Origin of the sequence: Gilliamella sp. Occ3-1 (genome assembly GCF_001690655.1) — a bacterium.
GTDB classification, from domain to species: Bacteria; Pseudomonadota; Gammaproteobacteria; order Enterobacterales; family Orbaceae; genus Gilliamella; species Gilliamella apicola_P.
In genome coordinates, this window is sequence record NZ_LZHQ01000017.1 from 22527 (window position 1) to 42962 (window position 20436).

Consider the following 20436-nt stretch of genomic DNA (forward strand, 5'->3'; position numbering starts at 1 on the left):
AGTGCTAACCAATCACAATAATTAACTTACAGGAAAAATAAAATGAAACAATATCAAACAGCTCTAGCTTCACTCATGTTACGAATTGCCTTGGGTATCATGTTCTTGGCGCACGGTTTTACTAAACTTATCGTCTTTACTCCCTCAGGTACTGCGCAATATTTTCAATCACTTGGCTTTCCTTGGTTCATTGGTTATTTAGCCATTATGTTTGAAATTGGCGGCGGTTTGTTATTGCTTTTAGGTATTTTAACCCGCATTGTTAGTTTATTGGCAGTGATTCAAATGATTGTTATTACATTTATTCACTCAGTGAATGGTTGGTCATTTAGTAACGCAGGTGGCGGTTGGGAATATCCTGCCTTTATGGCGCTAACAGCACTCAGTTTAGCATTGCTAGGAAGTGGTCGCTTTAGTGTATTAGCTAAATATTTGGCGTATTAGAGGGGGAGATATTAGTTGTTTTTTTGACAAAACAGTTGAATAAAAACCTCAATAAAATAAATACTTTTTCTGACTGATCTTTACTTAGGGTTGAGTGGGTTAGAAGAGTAAAAGGCTCGGTTTGTGATCGAGCCAATTTAGATTGTTTATAATTATGTTATCGCTTTTTTGGCATCCATTATCCATAATCATTTAATTACAATGCTATAATTTATAAAATAGCCAGTTTGGTTTGAACAAACATTTCACAACTTACAACCGATGCAAAATTGGTTAAGGCAGACATAAAGTTGTTATGTACCACTTGGGATGGAATCGTTTTACCATCAAATTCGAGATCACAAGTTGTACAAGCATCGTGGATTAATATCGGTTGATAACCTAGTTCGGATGCGTGACGTGTTGTTGAGTCAACACACATATGGCTCATCATTCCACAAATAACCATCTGCTGGATCTGTTCTTGTTGTAATTTTTTTTGTAGCTCAGTTTGATAAAAACTATTAGGGAATGTTTTTTTGACAAGATACTCATGCAAGTTACCAAGCGGTAACAAACTTGGATGAATTTCAGCGCCTAAACTTCCGTTAGCAAAAAAATCCGCATGAGGATCAGACTTTATATGCTGAATATAAAAGATCGGTAATTGTTGTGCTCTAAAGTGTTTTTGTAGTTTTAAGGTATTTTGTAAAGTTAATTCTGTATTGTTTAAAGTAAATTTACCCGTTGGGAAATAGTCATTTTGTACGTCGATAATTATTAACCCTTGTTTCATTGTTTTGTCCTTAAATTATGTTTGAGTTGATAATTATGCGATAATTACGCTATCTGTTACATAATGAATTGAAAGTATTATTACTTACCTACTTTCAAAATGAAAAAGATAAACAAGTATGGATAAAAAAGATCGCGCTATTTTAGATGAACTTAAAAAAAATAGTCGTCAATCATGGAAAGAAATTGGCGAAAAAGTATATTTGTCAGGACAGGCTGTTGGACAGCGAGTTCAAGAATTGTATGATAATCATATTATTGAAAAATTTACTATTAAAGAAAAAACAAATCAGCTTCAGTTTATAACGATTTATATGAATTCAAATCAATTCACCTCGTTCGAAAACATGGTCATGTCGTTTAAAGAAATCATCGAATTTTATAAAATCACAGGCGATGGGTGTTATTTTATAAAAAGTGAATTTACAGACCAAAACTTACCACATTTTTTAGACAAACTTGAGCTTTATTGCCGTTATAAAGTTAGTCATCAGTCAAAAGTGATTAAATAACGCTATTTTAAAAATTTACACCTAAACTTGTTGACTCTTTTTTGTATAAAGATTTTTTACATAAAAAACAAAAAAAAGTTGCGAGCATGTAAATTCTGTTATATTTTGTTCAGTAGCTTTAATTATCAACTCAGTTAAAGGTTTTTTATTTTTATGAATTGTTTTTGCGTTTTTATTACTAATGCTATTAGTACACATCATCATCACCATCATTCCTGAATAGTCTTCGGGCAATTGATGCTGGAAGACTTTGGTCTTCCGGTGATGTCGCAAAAGCAAGCAGAAACCCTCGGAAGATCAAACTTCCGAGGGTTTTTTGTTTGTAGTTTATAAATTTTTAGATAACTTTGGAGAAAGATATGTTGGATAATTCGCGTTTACGCATTGCTATGCAAAAGTCAGGTCGATTAAGTGACGAATCAAAAAAGTTACTTGCCCAATGTGGTATTAAAATTAATCTTCAAGAACAGCGTTTGATCGCTTTTGCTGAAAATATGCCCATTGATATCTTGCGTGTTCGTGACGACGATATCCCCGGACTGGTTATTGATGGCGTTGTCGATATTGGGATTGTCGGCGAAAATGTTTTAGAAGAGGAAGTATTAGATAGGCAGGCCGAAGGCGAAGATCCACAATTTAAAAAATTGCGCAGTTTAGATTTTGGTGGCTGTCGGTTGTCGATCGCAGCACCTCGTGATTTTGAGTATACAGGACCAGAATGTTTAAATGATTTGCGCATTGCCACCACTTACCCTCACCTGCTCCGCCGTTATCTTGCTCAATATAATGTTAACTTTAAAACCTGTTTGCTGAATGGTTCGGTCGAAGTTGCCCCTCGAGCTGGGCTTGCCGATGTAATTTGTGATTTGGTTTCGAGTGGTGCAACGCTTGAGGCCAATGGACTAAAAGAGATCGAAGTTATCTATAAATCAAAAGCCTGCTTAATTCAACGTCAAGGCGAAATGTCACCAATAAAACAGGCGTTAATCGATAAAATCATGACACGCATTCAAGGCGTTATTCAAGCTCGTGAATCCAAATATATTATGCTCCACGCCCCTACTGAGGTGTTAGATGATATTGTTGCGCTATTGCCGGGTGCCGAAAATCCAACCATTTTACCGTTAACAGGCGAGCAAAATCGTGTTGCGCTACATATGGTGAGTAGTGAATCTCTTTTTTGGGAAACCATGGAAAAATTAAAAACATTAGGCGCAAGTTCAATTCTTGTATTACCAATTGAAAAAATGATGGAGTAATAATATGAAACTCTCTTATTGGCAACAATGTGCTGACGATCAACGCAGGAAACTACTTACTCGCCCAGCAATTAATGCTTCGGATTCAATTAGCAAGGCTGTAGCCGATATTTTGGCACAAGTAAAACAGCACGGCGATGAGGCTTTAAAGGTTTTAAGTCGCAAATTTGATAAAGTCCAAATTGAGCAAATAAAGCTTACACAAGAAGAAATAAAAACCGCCGCAAATCGTGTTAATCCTGAATTAAAACAAGCCATGCAATTAGCGGTTACCAACATTGAAAAATTCCACCAAGCACAAGCCTATCAATCCATTATGGTCGAAACAATGCCGGGCGTAAAATGTCAGTTAGTAACGCGCCCTATTGATTCAGTTGGGCTTTATATTCCGGGTGGTTCTGCCCCTTTATTATCTACTGTGTTAATGCTTGCAACACCTGCTAAAATTGCCGGTTGTCGTCAAGTTATTTTATGTTCACCACCGCCCATTGCTGACGAAATTTTATATGCGGCACAATTATGTGGTGTTAGCGAGGTTTATCAATTAGGCGGTGCACAAGCCATTGGTGCAATGGCACTAGGTACCGAGTCGGTTCCTAAAGTTGATAAGATCTTTGGTCCAGGCAATGCCTATGTTACCGAGGCTAAACGACAAGTTAGCCAGCGACTTGATGGCGCTGCAATTGATATGCCAGCAGGTCCGTCTGAAGTGCTCGTGATTGCGGATAGTTCGGCAAATCCTGCTTTTATTGCCGCCGATCTTTTATCACAAGCGGAGCATGGTCCTGATTCGCAAGTGGTGTTATTAACACCTGATGAAGCTATTGCTCAGGCTGTTTCGCAAGAAGTGGATAAACAGTTAGCCGAGCTTTCTCGCCAAGGTATTGCTGAAAAGGCACTGCAAGAAAGCCGTTTGATTGTCACGAAAGATTTGGATGAGTGTGTGGCAATTAGTAATTGTTATGGTCCTGAGCATTTAATTATTCAAACCCGTAATGCCGATGAATTAGTTGAGCAAATTACTAGTGCTGGCTCGATCTTCTTGGGTGATTGGTCACCGGAGTCAGCAGGTGATTATGCATCAGGAACCAATCATGTATTACCAACTTATGGTTATACAGCCACATATTCTAGCCTTGGGCTTGCTGATTTTCAAAAACGTATGACAGTGCAAAAATTAACACCAGAAGGATTAAAAGCAATAGGTAATGCCGTTGAGCTTATGGCAGAGGCTGAACAACTAACCGCTCATAAACAAGCAGTTAGTCTTCGTCTATCAGTATTAAATTCAACAAATCAAAAGTAGGTGGCTAAAATGGATATCAATAAATTAGTTCGAAAAAATGTTCAGCAATTAACACCTTATCAATCTGCTCGGCGAATTGGTGGTCAAGGCGATGTGTGGCTAAATGCAAACGAGTATCCCGTTGCTCCACATTTTGACTTGACCGATCAAACCTTAAACCGTTATCCAGAACCACAGCCTGAAAAAGTAATTCAGCGTTATGCACAATATGCAGGGGTTAAAACTGAACAAGTGCTTGTTAGCCGAGGAGCTGATGAGGCCATTGAGCTTTTAATGCGTGCATTTTGTGAGCCTGAAAAAGACAGCATTTTGTACTGTCCACCAACTTATGGTATGTACCAAGTAAGTGCTGAGACATTAGGTATTAAAACCAAAACTGTGCCAACCACTTCTGATTGGCAGCTTGATCTTGAGGGTATAAAACAAAATATTGATACTGTAAAACTAATTTATGTCTGTTCACCAAATAATCCGACCGGTAATTTAATCGATTCTGATGATATCAAAGCTTTACTTAATATTGCCAAAGATCGTGCTTTGGTCATTATTGACGAGGCTTATATTGAGTTTTCGCCTGAATCTAGTGTTGTTAGTTGGCTTAATGACTATCCTCACTTGGTGATTTTACGAACATTATCCAAAGCCTTTGCTTTGGCTGGATTACGTTGCGGTTTCACCATTGCTAATGAACCTGTGATCGAAGCCTTACAGAAGGTTATTGCACCATACCCTCTAGCAACCCCTGTTGCTGATATTGCAGCTCAAGCATTGAGTATAGATGGTGTGAATACCATGAAGCTACATGTGGTAAATTTAAATAATCAAAAGGAAAAATTTGCCAATTTACTTCGACAATTGCCAATTGTCGAAAAAGTTTATCCAAGTTATTCCAACTATTTGTGTGTTAAATTTCAACATGATAAAGATGTATTTAATATTTTATGGCGCCAAGGGATTATTTTACGAGATCAAAGTAGATCTATTGGGCAACAAAATATTATTCGTATTACCATTGGTACCCAAGCCGATTGCGAGGCAGTCATTTCTGCGCTCAAAACAATTAAATAGGAGTAAAAATGTTACAAAAGTACTTATTTATTGATCGAGATGGCACACTAATTACTGAACCTCCGGTTGATTTTCAGGTTGATCAGTTTAAAAAATTGGCTTTTGAACCTAATGTGATCCCTGCCCTACTCAAGCTACAAACTGCGGGATACCATTTAGTGATGGTCACCAATCAAGATGGGCTCGGGACTAGTAGCTATCCACAGGCTGATTTTGATGGTCCACACAATTTGATGATGCAGATTTTTAAATCGCAAGGTGTTAATTTTGAGGATGTCTTAATTTGCCCACACTTTCCAGAAGATAATTGTGAGTGTCGTAAGCCGAAAATCCAATTAGTTTTGCCATATCTTACTAGTGGTAAATTAGATAAACAAAACAGTTATGTTATTGGTGACAGGGTCACAGATATTCAATTGGCTGAAAACATGCAAATCCAAGGATTACGATATCATCCTGAAAATTTAAATTGGGACGAAATCGCCCAACGATTAACCACTAAAGATCGTTATGCAAAAGTTGAACGCAATACCAAAGAAACTAAAATACTTGTTGAAGTGTGGCTTGATCGCCAAGGTGGCAGTCAAATTAATACTGGAATTGGTTTTTTTGATCATATGCTCGATCAAATTGCGACTCATGGTGGAATTAAACTCAATATCCAAGTTGATGGTGATTTACATATTGATGATCATCATACCATAGAAGATACTGGACTAGCTTTAGGAGAGGCTCTAAAAATAGCACTCGGTGATAAACGTGGTATTACCCGTTATGCCTCTGTTATCCCTATGGACGAGTGTTTGGCCAAATGTGCAATAGATATTTCAGGACGCCCTTATCTAAAATTTAAAGCAGAGTTTACTCACCCTAAAGTTGGCGATATGAGCACGCAAATGGTAGAACATTTCTTTTACTCAATAAGTTATGCTATGGCTATTACATTGCATATTGAAACAGAAGGCGATAATGATCATCATAAAGTAGAAAGTTTATTTAAATCTTTTGCTAGAACATTAAAACAAGCCATCAAAATTGAAAGTGACCGATTACCAAGCTCAAAAGGAGTGCTATAAATGAAGATTGTCATCCTCGATACTGGCTGTGCTAATCTATCTTCGGTCAAATATGCCGTGCAACGATTAGGTTATGATCCAATAATTAGCCTTGACCCTGATATCGTGCTCAGCTCAGATAAGTTGTTTTTACCTGGAGTAGGATCCGCAAGTTCAGCAATGGAAAAATTAAAAGAGCGTCATTTAATTGAACTTATCAAAGTCTGTACTCAACCTGTATTAGGGATCTGCCTTGGTATGCAACTTCTAGCCGATTATAGTACCGAAGGAAATGTTAACACATTGGGAATTATTCACGAAAAAGTTAGAGAAATTCCTGATTGTGGTTTACCTTTACCACATATGGGGTGGAATCAGGTTTCACCTAAAGCCGGTCATCATCTATTTCGAGATATTCCTGATGATGCTTATTTTTACTTTGTACATGGATACGCGATGCCATTATGCTCAGCAACAATAGCAGAAACCAATTACGGCGAAAGCTTTACCGCAGCCGTACAAAAAGAAAACTTTTACGGCGTGCAATTTCATCCCGAGCGTTCTGGCTTAGCCGGTGCAAAATTGCTAAAAAACTTTTTGGAGATGTAACTATGACAGCTTTTCCAATAATCATTCCTGCACTTGATTTAATCGATGGTTCCGTTGTGCGATTACATCAAGGTGATTATAAGCAAAAACGTGATTATGGCAACGATCCACTTTTACGCTTACAGGATTATGAAAAACAAGGTGCTAAACTGTTACATCTTGTTGATTTAACAGGTGCGAAAGATCCAAAAAAACGCCAAATTTTGCTAATACAAACTCTGATTAATGGTGTGCAAATACCAGTTCAAGTTGGTGGAGGAATTCGTACTGAAAAAGATATACAATCATTGCTATCTGCCGGCGCTGCTCGCATAGTAATTGGTTCGACAGCTATTAAGCAACCCGAATTGGTCAAACAGTGGTTTTCAAAATATGGTGCAGAAAGGCTAGTATTGGCTCTTGATGTCCGCATTGACAACCAAGGAAATAAATATGTCGCTATTCATGGGTGGCAAGAAGATTCCTGTCAGACACTAGAACAAGTGATTGATGATTACCTTCCTTATGGCTTAAGGCATGTATTGTGTACAGATATTTCCAAAGATGGCACACTCAGTGGCTCAAACGTTAAGTTGTATCAGGAAATTAGTCGTAAATACCCAGAGATTGCTTTTCAAGCGTCTGGCGGAATTGGTCAATTGAGTGATGTCAAAGCACTGAAAGACAGTGGTGTTAAAGGTGTCATTGTTGGCCGTGCTTTACTTGAAGAAAAATTTACAGTTCAGGAGGCAATTTCATGTTGGCCAAAAGAATAATTCCCTGTTTAGATGTTCGCGATGGACAAGTGGTTAAAGGTGTACAATTTCGTAATCATGAAATTATTGGAGACATAGTCCCCTTAGCAAAAAAATATGCAGAAGAAGGCGCAGATGAGCTCGTTTTTTATGATATCACCGCTTCGTCAGATGGTCGTGTTGTCGATAAAAGTTGGATTGCAAAAATTGCCGAAGTGATTGATATCCCTTTTTGTGTTGCTGGTGGTATTAAAACGGTTGAAGATGCAGGTCAAATATTAACCTTTGGAGCTGATAAAATTTCGATTAATTCCCCTGCCCTTGCTGATCCTAGTTTAATTACACGACTTGCAGATCGTTACGGAGTACAGTGCATTGTAGTTGGCATTGATAGCTGGTATGACAAACAGTCAAACAATTATCATGTTTATCAATTTACTGGTGACGAAAAACGTACCGTTGCCACAAAATGGAACACTCTCGACTGGGTACAGGAGGTACAAAAACGTGGTGCAGGTGAAATTGTGCTTAATATGATGAACCAAGACGGCGTTCGTAATGGATATGATATTATTCAACTAAACGCCGTTCGAGAAGTATGCAACGTGCCACTAATTGCTTCAGGCGGTGCTGGTACTATTGAGCATTTTCTACAGGCATTTAATGAAGCACAAGTTGATGGAGCATTAGCTGCTTCAGTTTTTCATAAACAGATTATTAATATTGGTGAACTTAAACAATATTTGGCACAACATGGAGTAAATATTCGATTATGTTAACGCAAAATTGCAATACCCAATTAGATTTACAACAACTCAATTGGCAAAAAGTGAATAATTTAATGCCAGTCATTATTCAGCATTATGTTTCGGGCGATGTGTTAATGCTTGGCTATATGAATCAAGAAGCGTTAGCACAAACACAAAATAGCGGCAAAGTCACTTTTTATTCACGAACCAAACAGCGCCTTTGGACAAAGGGTGAAACTTCTGGCTATTTTCTTAATGTTGTGAGTATTTCAACTGATTGTGATAATGATACATTATTGATTTTAGTTGATCCAGTTGGCTCAACTTGCCATACCGGCTCAACAAGTTGTTTTGCTTCGACTAAAACCCAATGGGGATTTTTATTTGAATTAGAACAGATAATTGCAGGGCGTAAAAATGCCGATCCTAAATCATCATATACCGCAAAACTGTATCATGACGGCACTAAGCGCATAGCCCAAAAAGTGGGAGAAGAAGGCGTTGAAACAGCCCTTGCTGCAACAGTTCATGACAGAGAGGAACTAAAAAATGAATCTGCCGATTTAATTTATCATTTATTAGTTTTACTCCAAGACCAGAATCTGTCTTTACAAGATGTCATTGGTATTTTAAAAGCAAGACATAAATAGTTATAATCCATCCAAAGTGCGAGTTATATCGCACTTTGTTTCAATTTTTTTATTCTCATAAAAAAGATAGAATAAATTAGTAAACTGGTAATTTTACCCCGTTAAACATCGTTAATACTTCGGAATTTTTTTCACATAACATAAGTTTGTTTACAGCTTGTCGATTCAAATGAGCCGAAAACTGACTGATAAAATCATACATATAACTGCGTAAATATAATGAGCGAGGAAAAACAATATAGGTCGTGCTGTAAGGAAAAATATGTCCAGCATTAAGTACAACTAAATCTTCATCTGAAGTATTGATCACCGCCATTTTTGCCACAATACCAACGCCGACACCTAATTTAACATAAGTTTTAATTAACTCAGCATCCGTTGTGCTAAAAACAATATTAGGTGATTGGTTAGCACGCAAGAAAGCTTGATTTAAATCTGAACCATCATTAGAAAAATCATAGCTAACTAACGGATATTTTGAAAGCTCTTCAATCGAAATTAATTTACTTTTGGCAAGCGGATGATCTTTCATCACAATCACAGCTTGATTCCAGTGATAGCAAGGTAAGGCAATCATATCATCGCTAAGCTGTGAGATATCGGTCACAATAGCAAATTCAGCCTGACCTGCTTGAGTTTGTAAAATACATTGAGGAGATGATCCTTGCTCCATATGCAATGTAATATTTGGATATTGCTGCATAAACTGTTGAATCACAACTGGCAATGTATAACGAGCTTGAGTATAGGTAGTGGTAATTGTTAATGAGCCTTGATTTGGTTGACTAAACTCTTTGGCGATAATCTTAATATCATTGGACTTATTGAGGATCTCTCGGGCAAGAGCAATGATTTTTTCACCAACCGGTGTGATTTGAGAAAGGTGTTTACCCACTCGAGTAAATATCTGAACGCCGAGCTCGCCTTCTAATAATTTTATTTGTTTGCTTATACCGGGTTGAGAGGTATACAGTTTTTCGGATGTTAGCGATACATTGAGGTCGTTATTTGCGACCTCAACAATATAGCGTAATTGTTGCAATTTCATAACACTCAAACGCTCCTTTAACTGTATGCCTTTCTTCCTTTTTAATAACATTACAAAAGGAAGAATTGCTAAGGTAAGTCATTTCACAGCCTAGCACAAAAGAATAATTATTTTATACTAAAACGTATACTTTCCTGAAAGTTTTTCACAAAATTCAGACGTGCTTACCTATTTTTTACTATTGATCCATTTGCCATCCACATATTGCATCACCCAACCTGTCGATTTTCCATTAACTTCAGAAGTAACATATTGTTGTTTATTTTTACGGCTAAAACGAACAATTGATGGATTACCATTAGGATCTTTATTTGGTGCTTCGGTCAAATAAATGAATTTTTCGGGCAAGCGCTCTTTAAAACGTTGTAACTCTTCTATCAAAGGTGCGCGTGTTTCTCTTGATTTTGGAAAATTATGCGCCGCCAAAAAGATACCCGCAGCACCGTCACGTAATACAAAATGTGCATCTGACTTGGTGCATTTTAGTTCAGGTAGATCAACTGGGTCTTCTTTTGGTGGTGCAACATCACCATTTTTTAAGATCTTACGCGTATTTTTACAATCAGGATTAGTACAGCCCATATATAGGCCAAATCGCCCTGATTTTAAATGCATTTCTGAACCACATTTTTCGCATTCAATAATTGGCCCTTCATAACTTTTAACCTTAAAGTTACCTTTTTCGACAATAAAACCATCACAAATCGGGTTATTGCCACAGATATGTAGTTTTCTTTCATTATCAAGTAGATAACTATCCATAGCCGTGTGACATTTTGGACAGCGTTTACGGGCTCTTAAAGCATCAGTTTCTGCTGTTTCAGCTTCTTCTAGAATATTTAATGTTTCGTGCTCAGGAATTAAGTTAATAGTCTGTTTACAACGCTCTTTAGGTGGCAACGCATAGCCTGAACAAGCTAAAAATACACCGGTACCAGCAGTTTTAATACCCATTTCACGCCCACAATTTGGACATTTAATTTCAGGTGTTAGCACTAATGGATTAAGCTGCATTCCGCCTTTATCTGGTGCTTGTTCAGCAACCTCAAGATGCTGACTAAAGTCACTGAAAAACTGATCCAGCACTTCACGCCATTCTTGTTTTTTATGAGCAATTTCATCCAGAGCATGTTCCATACGTGCTGTAAAATCATAACTCATTAGATCATTAAAGTTTTCACTAAGTCTATCGGTAACAATTTCACCAATTTTTTCAGCATAAAACCGACGATTATCTAAACGTACATAACCACGATCTTGTATTGTCGAAATAATGGTTGCATAAGTCGATGGTCGCCCAATTTCTCGCTTTTCAAGCTCTTTAACAAGAGATGCTTCGTTATATCTTGCTGGTGGTTTGGTAAAATGTTGATTTGGATTTAAGTTAATTAAATCAAGCTTATCGTTTATCGATAGTGATGGTAATATTTTATCTTCATTATTTTTGGCTAGCTGTGGCTGCACTTTAGTCCAACCATCAAAACGCAATGTCCGACCTTTGGCTTTTAAAGTAAAATCACCTGAATTAACCGTAATTGTTGTTGAGTTATATTCAGCCGATGTCATTTGGCAAGCTACAAATTGGCGCCAAATTAGTTGGTATAATTTAGTGGCATCAGCTTCAACATCACTAAGATTATCAGCTAAGATAGTAACATCTGATGGGCGAATCGCTTCATGCGCTTCTTGCGAGTTCTTTTTACTACTGTATACATTAGCCGATTTTGGTAGATATTTATCGCCAAAATTTTTACCGATATAATCACGTACCATCGCTAACGCATCCTGACTTAAATTGGTCGAGTCAGTACGCATATAGGTAATGTAACCAGCTTCATATAATCTTTGAGCCAACATCATGGTTTTTTTAACACCAAAACCAAGACGAGTACTTGCTGCTTGCTGTAAAGTTGAGGTAATAAAAGGTGCTGTTGGATTACTTTTAGTTGGCTTTTGTTCAATATTAGTTACTTGATATTGGTTTTTACTAAGTTCAGCTAGCGCAATATCAATGGCAATTTTATCTTTAGGTTCGAATGCTTCGTTTTTATAATGAGTAACTTGCAAACTTAATGGCTCATTTTTAGCCGTGTTCAAATCAGCAAACAGATCCCAGTATTCTTCAGGAATGAAAGCATGAATTTCGCGTTCACGCTCAACAACAAGACGTACAGCAACAGATTGTACACGACCAGCTGATAACCCCCTAGCAACCTTTTTCCAAAGTAATGGCGATAGCATAAAGCCAACTACCCGATCCATAAATCGACGTGCTTGCTGGGCGTTAACCCGATCCATATCAAGCATCGATGGTTCATTAAAAGCATTTTTGATCGCCGTTTTGGTAATTTCGTTAAAAACAACACGACGATATTTGCTATCTTCACCACCTATCACGTCTTTAAGATGCCATGCAATGGCTTCCCCTTCTCTATCCAAATCGGTTGCGAGATAGATCATGTCAGCATCTTTAGCCAGTTTTTTCAGTTCAGATACTACCCTTTCTTTACCTGGTAGAATTTCGTAATGCGCTTTCCAACCGTTATATGGATCAACGCTCATGCGATCAACCAATACTTGTTTTTCTGAACGTTTAACTTTTTTCTCAACTTTATCTTTTTTGTCTTTTGTTGATTTTTCAGCTCGTTGGCTGCTACCACTCACAGGTAGATCGCGAATATGACCTACACTTGATTTAACCACGAAATCTTTGCCAAGATATTTATTGATCGTTTTTGCTTTGGCTGGTGATTCGACAATAACAAGGAATTTTCCCATAATTAAACCTTTCTATTCTGTTGTTTGTATTATTTACTATCAATATTTACATCTAGGAGTGATAGTAAATCATCTTTAATTGTTGATACTTTCGTTGCATATTGCTCTTTCTGCTCTGCATCTTCAATTAGTTGAGTAATGGTTTGTGACAACGTGCATCCACGGCGTTTAGCTAAATTAGCCAATCGTTGCCAAACTAAAAACTCCAAATCAATGGATTTTTTCCGAGTATTTTGTTGTTCTGCATTAAAATGGCGCTTTCGCCTTGCACGAATAGTTTGCTTAAGGCGATTATCTAAGTCAGGGTTTAAATGCTGTTTTATCCAATCAACGACACCAGTTGGGTTATGCTCTAATAACAATAACTCATTGACCGCCTGCTGCGCAGCGCTTTTTTCAATATAACGTGTAATTAACTCGCCTTCTAAGTGCCTTTTAACTAGATAATTCCATTTCCAACCACATTCAAGGTTTTCTAACTGTTGATATTTCATCTGTTCACCTTGTGACGCTGTAACTAAATAGCTATTTGTAGCATAATCTGCTCACACAATAAAGAAAATTATTGCGTTTGACAAATTTTTTATAAATCTGTTATCGTGAGCCTCTCATTTCGATCTTTATTTAAGGAATCCTACATAATGGCTAAAGCTGATGTTATTTATATTAATGGCTATATTTACACCGCAGATAAACAAGACAACGTGTGTGAAGCTATCGCAATCGAAAATGGCTATATTATTGCAACAGGCTCCACGCAAGAAATAAATAGCAGTCGCTATGTTGATAATCATACAAAAATTTATGATTTGCAAGGCAAAACAATGATGCCAGGTATTATTGACTCACATTTACACACCTTTTGGGGTGGCATGCAATTATCATCATGTAATTTAAATTACCAAAGTTTAACTATTGATGAGACTTTAGCTATTATTCAAGACTATTTAGATAAAGATAATCCCAATCATAACGCTAATTGGTTGCAAGTCCGTGGTTGGTTACGCCAAGAAGTGTTGCCAATTGGTACAGATATTACTCGTTTTGATCTTGATAAACTCAATACAAAACGCCCTGTTATTTTGTTTTCAAATGATTGTCATACTTTGGTTGCTAACAGTATAGCATTAGAAAAATTTGGTTTAGATAGAAACACTCCTGAACCATCGGATGGTAAAATTGGTCGTACTGATGACGGCGAATTAAATGGTATATTAGAAGATGCCCCAGCCATGCGTGCTTTTGATAGTATTTCTAAACTAACAGATGAACAAGCACTTAATATTGCTAAATTATCGCAAGCAGAATTAAATAAACAAGGCGTTACTGCTGTTATGGATGCTCGAATTACTGAAACTCAAGCCGATGCCTTTTTAAGACTACAGCAACAGGATGGGCTTTCTATCCGCCTGTTTGGCGCTCGGGAATTGCCACCTGATGATGTATCATCAATCGCCGATATTCCAAATGTCATTGAGAAAGTAAAACAGTTTGCCGCTCGTTATGATGATAAAAACTGGCAACCTAAACCAGGCATTAAAATATCACATACTAAGTTATTTGTAGATGGCGTAATGCAAGCACCTTTGATGACTGCACGATTACTTAAACCATATCAGTTAGAAAACGAAAAAGATCGTTACGGTGATCTTTATTATTCCACTGAAATGTTAGATGCATTAATACTTGAATCCGCAAAAGCAGGTTTTCACCCACATATGCATACTGTTGGTGAAGGGGCAATTGAAGTGGTACTTGATGCTATTGAAAAAATGCGAAAAGCCTTACCTGATGCAGATATCCGTCCAAGCACTGCACATAACGAACTAAGCGCAACACACCAGTTTGCCAGATATAAACAATTAAATGCTTGCGTAGTATTTTCTTTCCAGTGGGCTGGTTGTAGTTCAGCAATGGTTGAGCAGTATCAAACTCTATTTGGTCCAGAGCGTTATAATGGATTAGAAGCGCACGGGCAATACATTGATGCTGGTGTAAACTGTGCGTTTGGTAGCGATTGGCCAATTGATCCTTTAAACGAATGGTATGATTTCCAAATTGCTATGACTCGACAAATTGATGCTGATCATCCACGATTAGACAGCGATCGTAATTTAACCATTACTGAAGTATTGCGTAGTGCTACTATCAATGCTGCATATGTATTAAATCAAGATGAATATATTGGTTCAATTGAAAAAGGTAAATTTGCTGATTTAATTATTTTAGATCGCAACCCATTTACCATACCAACTAATGATATCCAAAACGTTAACGTGTTAACAACTATTGTTGGCGGTAAAACGGTTTATCAAAATGATGTAATTTAAAATTTAAAATTTAAATTTTTTATGTCAAATTACTACACCACAATTATTAGTGGTGTAGCATAAATAATTATCCAAGCTTTAATCAACTTCAATTGCTTTTGATTTTTCTGTTTCCACCGCTGTCGTTTTTGTGAAATGTAAGATAGCAGCAATAATCAATGCTCCGATAAACATATCAATCACATACCATATGGCTCCCTTAGTCACTCCCCCTAACGCTACTAGACCACCGAATGCGACAAGCGAATCTATGCCATTTATCATGCCTAACAAACCTGCAACCGCTGTACCAACAACAATTGCAATGATAACGCGTTTAGGATCTTTGGCGGCAAAAGGAATGGCACCTTCGGTTATCCCAGCTAACGATAAGAAAAAAGCTGTTATTCCAAACTCTTTTTCTTCTTTAGTATATTTTGAACGTGAAATAATCAATGATGACACCGCTAAACCTAATGGTGGAATAGCGCAGCACATACGAAACACGCCATTTGGACCATAAACCCCCTCAGCCATTGCTGCTAGGGTAAATGCAGTCGCCGCTTTACTACATGGTCCTCCCATATCAAGCGCCGCTAATACTCCGATTCCAATACCTAAAAATGCGGCATTCACCTCTGACATCCCTTTTAAAGTAGCGACCATAACTTTAACAAACCAATCGAGAGGATAAGATAATCCATAAATGTAAAGTGGTGCCATCACTAATATCGTCACCGTAGGGATGATCATCACTGGCATAATCGAGGCAATTACCGGATGGACTTTAATCGTTTTCAACCATTTCACGAAATAGCCGATTAAAATACCAAAAATCATTGCACCAATAAATCCTGTACTAACTTGATTATAACCAACTGGATTATTAACCACATAGCCCATAATAAATGCAGGCGCTAAAGCTGCATTGCCACCAATAGAGTAAGCCATATACGCAGCAAGTACTGGAACCATCATAGCAAAACCATATAAGGCAACTTGCTTTAAATCAATAAAGAATTGATTACTTGGCTCAATATTGCCATTGGTCACATTTCCTGTCATTAACACAATTGAAAAAAGAATTCCCGATGCGATAATGACAGGTAAAAACTTACTGATCCCCGTATTTAAAGCTCTAAATATCTCTTTACCGATACTATCTTTAACAACCTTTGCCGATGTTTTCTCAGCATTATTAAAAATATTGGCAGTATTTTTAACTGCTTCACCCGTACTTACTTTTATGACATTTTTATAAGGCTCAAGCCTATCGGCATTTTCAATTGAAATATCAGTCGCTAATAAAATTATATCGGCATTTTTAAGATCTTGTTCAGTTAATGAATTTTCAATACCTGCAGCACCTTGGGTTTCGACTTTATAATCCCAACCGCGTTTTTTCGCTTCATTTTCAATTTTTTGCTTAGCAATATATGTATGCGCCATCCCTGCGGTACACGCACAAATCGCAACAATTTTTTTTCTAATCATATAAACCTCTAATCTTATTTGCCACAGATTGAATATCGCTTTTGAGCAAATCTTCGACAAAATCATCATTAGCTAAATTCGATGCTAATTTAGCAATAATGGATAAATGCTCTTTATTGGCATGCTCTGGCGCACCAATTAAAATAACTAATTTAACTTTATTACCATTATTCCAAACTATGCCATTAATATATTTACCGACAACAATAAATGGTGTATTAACCGCTGTACTTTTAGCATGAGGCAATGCAATATCTGGCAACACATCTGTTTCCATTTCTTGCTCATGATCCATCACATCTTCAAAAAAACTTTTAACATCTATTAAATAAGGTTGGCTAGTTTGAGCCATTAAATTAATGATGGATGATTTCTGATTCGTAACTTCACTGGTTAAATCAACCGATAAAACAGGGATTGACTGCATAAATAGATCCTCTTTATTAATGATAACTGCCCAAGATAAATTAATTTTCATTTCTTTGCATTTAATGTACAACAATTGATTTATGCTGACATTCATTTTGTCTGACAAATAATAGATGGGTCACAAATATGAAAAGTTTAACTCAAAGTTTTAATCAATCCATCTAGATTAAATTGATCAGAAATAACTCGTAATATGCATTAAAGTTTATAATTTACCCGCTCTGGTGTTTTTTACAAAAAATTAGCTTGCATAATTATTATAATATGGCAGAATTCCCTGCCGCTTTAAGCGGGTAAAAAGGCAAAACTATACTTAGTAGTTTTTTATTGTTTTTTGGACAGAGGAGCAAAATAAGTCATGTCCGCAATAAAAATGAAACGAGTTTTAACCACTCCTGCATTAATTGCATTTGGTTTAGCTTATATGGTTCCTTTAGGAATCTTCACCACTTATGGGGAAGTTACCGTTGCTAGTAACGGACACTTACCTGTAGCTTACATTATTACTCTTGCTATGATCTTCTTTACAGCATTGAGCTATTGCCGAATGGCAAATAAGCTTCCAATTGCTGGTTCTGCTTATTCTTATGTACAACGTACTTTTGGTGGAAAAGTTGGTTTTTTAGTAGGTTGGGCACAAATCCTTGATTACCTATTTTTACCAATATTAAATTATTTGGTATTAGGTATTTATCTTAATGAAGCATTTCCAAGTATTCCTGCTTATGTTTTTGTACTTGGTTCATTGTGTAGTGTTAGCTTATTAAACTATTTAGGTATTAAATTAATTAATTCAGTAAATTTTACATTGATTATCATTCAGATTTTTTTTATTGGATTATTTATCTTTTTAATCTTAACTAATGTAAGTCTAACTCCAGAAGCGATGATAAAGCCTCTGCAAGTTAATGCTGGTGATTTTAACGGTTTGCTCTCTGGCGCAGCAATTTTATGCCTAGCCTTTTTAGGCTTTGATGCCATTGCTACCCTAGCTGAAGAGTCTAATGATGCACAAAAATCACTACCAAGAGCGATTATATGGACAGTTCTTATTGCAGGCTGTATCTTTTTAGTTGTCTCTTACTGTGCTCACTTAGCTTATCCCGTATGGCAGGATTTTATAGATAATAAGGATACTGCAAGTTTAGACGTGGTTCGTCGAGTTGGTGATATTAGTCAGCTAGGGGGAAATTTTATGTATAACTTCTTCCAAGCGGCTTATTTAACAGGTGTCTTTGCCTCGGCAATGACTGCGCAAACCAGTGTATCACGAATTTTCTATGCCATGGGGCGAGAAGGCGTGTTACCTAAACAAATTTTTTATAAGGTTCATCCCCGCTTTAGAACACCTTATTTATCGATTATTTTTGTCGCCTGTTTTTCACTATTATCATTAGTGTTAGAACTGAGTTTGGTTGTTTCTATGATCAGCTTTGGTGCTTTAGTTGCATTTACTTTTGTTAATTTGTGTGTAATTAAAAGCTACTTAAGCGATATCAAGGTAAAAACAGTTTCTGTCCTATTTAAATATGGGCTGTTGCCATCCATTGGTGTATTACTTTCATTATGGTTATGGACAAGTCTTGATGCGACAGCGATGATTGTTGGTTTAGTTTGGTTATCTATTGGATTTATTTATTTAATTTATCTAACGAAAGGTTTTACCAAAAAATTACCATCAATTGATCATAAAGAATTGAATTCAATAATTAAAGATTAATTTAATCTTTTTAAACAGGTCTACTTAAAAGTATTTAGTTATGCCCTTTTTAAAAATTCCGTCGACCTTAGTCGACGGAATTATTGAAATATTTATTAATTGAGTTAATTATTCACCAAAACCTGTCGCAAATAATTCACGAATTTCGTCCATTGCAGCTTGTTCGTCTTCACCATCACAGATAATTTCAACAGTTGCCCCGCCTTTAACTCCTGCACCAAGCAAACCCATCATACTTTTTAATTTAATTGCTTTATCATTATACACAAGCTCAATTGATGATTGATAACGACCTGCTAATTTAACTAGTGTTGTTACAGGGCGAGCATGCAAACCTGTTGAATTTTTTACTACCATTTGCTCTTTTAACATAATAAAGTCCTTATTTTTATCTTAAAGTTAATACAATACTTGTATTTATATCATAAATTAATCGACTATGCTCCTTTTTTAAGAGTAAATTTGTATAATTTATATAAACCATATGTTTGTCTAAATTTGGTATGAAAGTTACACCCAAAAATAACGTACAACATGAAAAAAGATAGGTGCTGCAAAACACACAGAATCTAAACGATCAAGCATTCCACCATGACCACTGATAAAATTTCCCCAATCTTTTATACCTTTATCACGTTTGATGGCTGACATAACCAGGCCTCCCAAAAAACCTAGTAACGTAACAATAAGTGAAATTAAACCTGCTTGTACAAAACTAAAAGGTGTTATCTTAAATAGGCACGCACCTATTAAACTTGCTAATAAGGTTCCCCCAATAAACCCTTCAACCGTTTTAGATGGTGATAAATTTGGGATAATTTTGTGCTTACCAAATAATTTGCCAAACACATATTGAAAGGTGTCTGAAAGTTCAATAATCAACAATAAAAAAGCAGTCAAAAGAAGATTACGATCTTGATAATTGTCGATTGGTAATATTAATAGTGCTGGTACAAAAGAGATGTTATAAACTGTAATCATTAGTCCCCATTGCACTTTAGCCGTTCGTTCTAAAAAATTATTGGTTGAACCAGTTATTGCCGCCAAAATGGCTAATAATAAAAAACCATAAACAGGAATAAAAACGCAAAACAATCCATACCACGACATAGCTACTAAAATATATTGCAAAGGTAAAGCTATAAAATAAGCAAACATCAAAGCATAAGAATCATAATGATTAACAGGCGTTATGGTTAAAAATTCACGTAAAGCAATGACAGATAATATAAAGAACAGAAAAATTACAGCAAATTTGCCTAAAAAAAAAGCAATACTAATAACTGCTACCATTACCCACCATGCATTAATGCGAGTGTTGAGATTATCAATTACACTATTTGAACTACCAAGAAGCCGTTTTAATAGCCAACCTACAGTAGAGGCAATGGCAAGAAAAATACCAATACCTAAAAATAGTAATAAAATATCAATTTGATGACTAGACATTGTTGTTTCTCCTTTTTATTTATTTGCTATTAACGTAAAGCTTTTTTGC

20 protein-coding genes and 1 other annotated feature are annotated in these 20436 nt (G+C 36.4%); of the genes, 12 read left to right on the top strand and 8 right to left on the bottom strand.

Annotated elements, in window-relative coordinates; genetic code table 11:
* Positions 1-42: 42 nt before the first annotated feature.
* On the top strand, positions 43-444 hold the full coding sequence (locus A9G43_RS05225; protein ID WP_065607217.1) for a DoxX family protein: 402 nt from the start codon (positions 43-45) through the stop codon (positions 442-444).
* A gap of 211 nt (positions 445-655) precedes the next feature.
* Here A9G43_RS05225 and A9G43_RS05230 read toward each other — a convergent pair whose 3' ends face one another.
* Entirely contained in the window at positions 656-1219 is a 564-nt protein-coding gene (locus A9G43_RS05230) for a cysteine hydrolase family protein (protein WP_034913065.1), read from the bottom strand.
* Positions 1220-1337: 118 nt separating this feature from the next.
* Here A9G43_RS05230 and A9G43_RS05235 point away from each other — a divergent pair, with 118 nt between their 5' ends.
* The 9 genes from A9G43_RS05235 to hisIE all read left to right on the top strand — a co-directional run bounded on the left by A9G43_RS05235 (position 1338) and on the right by hisIE (position 9160).
* Complete coding sequence (locus tag A9G43_RS05235; RefSeq protein ID WP_065590964.1) at positions 1338-1730, top strand: AsnC family transcriptional regulator; 393 nt, start codon at positions 1338-1340, stop codon at positions 1728-1730.
* Positions 1731-1930: 200 nt separating this feature from the next.
* Positions 1931-2051: a sequence feature (His leader region), on the top strand.
* Positions 2052-2089: 38 nt separating this feature from the next.
* A complete protein-coding gene (gene hisG / locus A9G43_RS05245; RefSeq protein WP_034913062.1) occupies positions 2090-2989 on the top strand; it encodes an ATP phosphoribosyltransferase in 900 nt (299 codons plus the stop codon).
* Between the two features lie 4 nt (positions 2990-2993).
* Entirely contained in the window at positions 2994-4295 is a 1302-nt protein-coding gene (gene hisD, locus A9G43_RS05250; protein ID WP_065607221.1) for a histidinol dehydrogenase, read from the top strand.
* Positions 4296-4304: 9 nt separating this feature from the next.
* Positions 4305-5363 carry a histidinol-phosphate transaminase gene (gene hisC / locus A9G43_RS05255; RefSeq protein ID WP_065607223.1) on the top strand — a complete coding sequence of 353 codons (1059 nt, stop codon included), beginning with the start codon at positions 4305-4307 and terminating at the stop codon, positions 5361-5363.
* An 8-nt stretch (positions 5364-5371) separates the two neighbouring features.
* Positions 5372-6439 carry a bifunctional histidinol-phosphatase/imidazoleglycerol-phosphate dehydratase HisB gene (gene hisB, locus A9G43_RS05260; protein ID WP_065607225.1) on the top strand — a complete coding sequence of 356 codons (1068 nt, stop codon included), beginning with the start codon at positions 5372-5374 and terminating at the stop codon, positions 6437-6439.
* Positions 6440-7027, top strand: coding sequence for an imidazole glycerol phosphate synthase subunit HisH (gene hisH, locus A9G43_RS05265; protein WP_065607227.1), 588 nt, complete (start codon positions 6440-6442; stop codon positions 7025-7027). It abuts the gene before it with no gap.
* Between the two features lie 17 nt (positions 7028-7044).
* The gene (hisA, locus tag A9G43_RS05270) at positions 7045-7782 is read left to right on the top strand and encodes a 1-(5-phosphoribosyl)-5-[(5-phosphoribosylamino)methylideneamino]imidazole-4-carboxamide isomerase (RefSeq protein WP_065607269.1); all 738 of its coding nucleotides are present in this window, start codon (positions 7045-7047) and stop codon (positions 7780-7782) included.
* Positions 7764-8540, top strand: coding sequence for an imidazole glycerol phosphate synthase subunit HisF (hisF, locus tag A9G43_RS05275; RefSeq protein WP_034913044.1), 777 nt, complete (start codon positions 7764-7766; stop codon positions 8538-8540). The genes hisA and hisF overlap by 19 nt, the downstream gene beginning before the upstream one ends.
* A complete protein-coding gene (gene hisIE / locus A9G43_RS05280) occupies positions 8534-9160 on the top strand; it encodes a bifunctional phosphoribosyl-AMP cyclohydrolase/phosphoribosyl-ATP diphosphatase HisIE (protein ID WP_065607229.1) in 627 nt (208 codons plus the stop codon). The genes hisF and hisIE overlap by 7 nt, the downstream gene beginning before the upstream one ends.
* A gap of 76 nt (positions 9161-9236) precedes the next feature.
* Here hisIE and cysB read toward each other — a convergent pair whose 3' ends face one another.
* From cysB to matP, 3 genes are all read right to left on the bottom strand, one after another.
* Positions 9237-10208 carry an HTH-type transcriptional regulator CysB gene (gene cysB / locus A9G43_RS05285; RefSeq protein WP_065607231.1) on the bottom strand — a complete coding sequence of 324 codons (972 nt, stop codon included), beginning with the start codon at positions 10206-10208 and terminating at the stop codon, positions 9237-9239.
* Positions 10209-10376: 168 nt separating this feature from the next.
* Positions 10377-12986, bottom strand: coding sequence for a type I DNA topoisomerase (gene topA, locus A9G43_RS05290; RefSeq protein WP_065607233.1), 2610 nt, complete (start codon positions 12984-12986; stop codon positions 10377-10379).
* 29 nt (positions 12987-13015) lie between these two features.
* On the bottom strand, positions 13016-13480 hold the full coding sequence (gene matP / locus A9G43_RS05295; RefSeq protein ID WP_065607235.1) for a macrodomain Ter protein MatP: 465 nt from the start codon (positions 13478-13480) through the stop codon (positions 13016-13018).
* 147 nt (positions 13481-13627) lie between these two features.
* Between matP and A9G43_RS05300 the strand changes: the two genes are divergently transcribed.
* Positions 13628-15316 carry an amidohydrolase gene (locus A9G43_RS05300; protein WP_065607237.1) on the top strand — a complete coding sequence of 563 codons (1689 nt, stop codon included), beginning with the start codon at positions 13628-13630 and terminating at the stop codon, positions 15314-15316.
* A gap of 78 nt (positions 15317-15394) precedes the next feature.
* Here A9G43_RS05300 and A9G43_RS05305 read toward each other — a convergent pair whose 3' ends face one another.
* Together A9G43_RS05305 and A9G43_RS05310 are read right to left on the bottom strand one after the other, a co-directional pair.
* Positions 15395-16789 (bottom strand): PTS fructose transporter subunit IIC, encoded by a 1395-nt coding sequence (locus tag A9G43_RS05305; RefSeq protein ID WP_065607239.1) that lies wholly within the window; start codon positions 16787-16789, stop codon positions 15395-15397.
* Positions 16782-17216 carry a PTS sugar transporter subunit IIA gene (locus A9G43_RS05310; RefSeq protein WP_176701702.1) on the bottom strand — a complete coding sequence of 145 codons (435 nt, stop codon included), beginning with the start codon at positions 17214-17216 and terminating at the stop codon, positions 16782-16784. The genes A9G43_RS05305 and A9G43_RS05310 overlap by 8 nt, the downstream gene beginning before the upstream one ends.
* Positions 17217-17576: 360 nt before the next feature.
* On the opposite strand from A9G43_RS05310, the gene A9G43_RS05315 reads away from it, so the two are divergent.
* Complete coding sequence (locus tag A9G43_RS05315) at positions 17577-18938, top strand: APC family permease (RefSeq protein WP_065607242.1); 1362 nt, start codon at positions 17577-17579, stop codon at positions 18936-18938.
* 108 nt (positions 18939-19046) lie between these two features.
* Here A9G43_RS05315 and A9G43_RS05320 read toward each other — a convergent pair whose 3' ends face one another.
* Together A9G43_RS05320 and A9G43_RS05325 are read right to left on the bottom strand one after the other, a co-directional pair.
* Positions 19047-19310, bottom strand: coding sequence for an HPr family phosphocarrier protein (locus tag A9G43_RS05320; protein ID WP_065607244.1), 264 nt, complete (start codon positions 19308-19310; stop codon positions 19047-19049).
* Between the two features lie 138 nt (positions 19311-19448).
* Positions 19449-20387, bottom strand: coding sequence for a phosphatidate cytidylyltransferase (locus tag A9G43_RS05325; RefSeq protein ID WP_065607246.1), 939 nt, complete (start codon positions 20385-20387; stop codon positions 19449-19451).
* Positions 20388-20436: the final 49 nt, after the last annotated feature.